The organism is Beijerinckia sp. L45, from assembly GCF_009765775.1.
Lineage (GTDB): Bacteria > Pseudomonadota > Alphaproteobacteria > Rhizobiales > Beijerinckiaceae > RH-AL1.
This window is the reverse complement of record NZ_LMUU01000120.1, coordinates 1-1,467: the sequence shown is the minus strand read 5'-3', so window position 1 is coordinate 1,467 and position 1,467 is coordinate 1. Positions and strand designations below refer to the sequence as shown.

The following is a 1,467-nucleotide window of genomic DNA, read 5'->3' as shown; positions in this document are numbered from 1 at the left end:
CCGGCACGCTCAGCCCCGCCAGCCCGATGGTCGGCGCCCCAGCCGGCACCACAGCCGGCGCGCGTCCGAACGACGAGGAAGAGGCCAAGCGGATCATCCGCCGCCCCGGCATGCCGACGAAAGTGGTGCTGCCGCCGCGTCCGACCCGCGGCGCCGCGCAGAAGGACCGTGGCCGTCTCACCGTGTCGAGCGCGACCGGTGGCGAGGACGAGCGCACCCGCTCCGTCGCCGCCTTCCGCCGTCGGACGCAGCGCCTGAAGGGTCATGTCCATGACCAGAAGGAAAAGCTGCTCCGCGAGGTGATTCTGCCCGAGACGATCACCATTCAGGATCTCGCCAACCGCATGTCGGAGCGCTCGGTCGACGTCATCAAGATGTTGATGAAGCAGGGCCAGATGGCCACCATCAACGACGTGATCGATGCCGATACCGCGCAGCTGATCGCCGAGGAGCTGGGCCATACCGTCAAGCGTGTCGCCGAGGCCGACGTCGAAGAAGGCCTGTTCGATACCCCGGACATCCAGGACGACCACGCTCTGCCGCGTCCGCCCGTCGTGACCATCATGGGCCACGTCGATCACGGCAAGACCTCGCTGCTCGACGCGATCCGCAAGACGCACGTGGTCACCGGCGAAGCCGGCGGCATCACGCAGCACATCGGCGCCTACCAGATCGTCACGCCAGCAGGCCTGCCGATCACCTTCATCGACACCCCCGGCCACGCCGCGTTCACCGCGATGCGCGCCCGTGGCGCCCAGGTGACGGATATCGTCGTGCTGGTCGTGGCTGCCGATGACGGCGTCATGCCGCAGACGGCGGAAGCCATCGCCCACGCCAAGGCGGCGGGCGTTCCGATGATCGTGGCGATCAACAAGATCGACAAGCAGGGGGCCAAGCCCGAGCGCGTGCGCAGCGAATTGCTGCAGTACGAGGTTCAGGTCGAAACCCTCGGTGGCGACACCATCGAAGTCGAAGTCTCCGCCACGCAGGGCACCAACCTCGACAAGCTGCTCGAGATGATCGCGCTGCAGGCCGAGTTGCTCGACCTCAAGGCCAACCCGGATCGTCCGGCCGAAGGCACCGTGATCGAGGCCCGCCTCGACCGTGGCCGTGGCCCGGTCGCGACCGTGCTCGTCCAGCGCGGTACGCTCAAGGTCGGCGATCTCATCGTCGCCGGCACGCAGTGGGGCCGCGTCCGCGCCCTGCTCGACGCCACCGGCATGACGCTGGCTTCGGCCGGCCCCTCGGTGCCCGTGGAAGTGCTCGGCTTCTCCGGCTCGCCGGAAGCCGGTGATCGCGTCGGCGTCGTCGAGAGCGAAAGCCGCGCCCGCGAGATCACGGAATATCGCGATCGCGTGAAGCGGGAAGTTGCCGCCGCCCGTGTCGGCGGCATGCGCTCCTCGCTCGTCGACATGATGAGCCAGCTGAAGACGGCGGGCCGCAAGGAATTCCCGCTCGTCATCAAGG

1 protein-coding gene is annotated in these 1,467 nt (G+C 68.2%); it reads left to right on the top strand.

Features of this window, described 5'->3' with window-relative positions; translation table 11 throughout:
- A partial coding sequence (infB, locus tag GSQ79_RS12785; RefSeq protein ID WP_158809098.1) for a translation initiation factor IF-2 occupies nucleotides 1-1,467 on the top strand: 1,467 nt, incomplete at both ends.